Raw genomic sequence first — 317 nt, 5'->3', positions numbered from 1 at the left:
CTCGTCGGTCGGGTAATTTAAAATAGGACATCTGAGTTAATAGAGCCTCATAATGCTTAGGAATATTCCCAGGACTTGTTAACGGCAGTGTTGCGAAGAACTGTGTTATTGCCATTGAACAGCTCGTAAAGCTTAACTGGTTAGGCCAAACGTTATCTAATCTACTCGCTGCAGCTGTCATCCCTTGCCGGATAAGGTTATAGCAGAGTAAAAGTCCCCATAACTCTTGTTCTATCATATCTGGCCGCTTACTTCTTAATGTGTATTCACTGTTCAATAACGATTGTTTCATTTCTCGATATCCAAGCTCTATTTCC

General features: G+C 41.0%; 1 pseudogene. It reads right to left on the bottom strand.

The annotated features are described in order from the left end of the window. Positions 1–292: pseudogene (locus ACSLUK_RS20045) on the bottom strand (IS4 family transposase); the annotation flags it as partial. Positions 293–317: the final 25 nt, after the last annotated feature.

Source organism: Thalassotalea fusca, from assembly GCF_053485835.1.
Note: the sequence above shows the minus strand (reverse complement) of the source record. Positions and strands in the feature narration are given on the sequence as shown.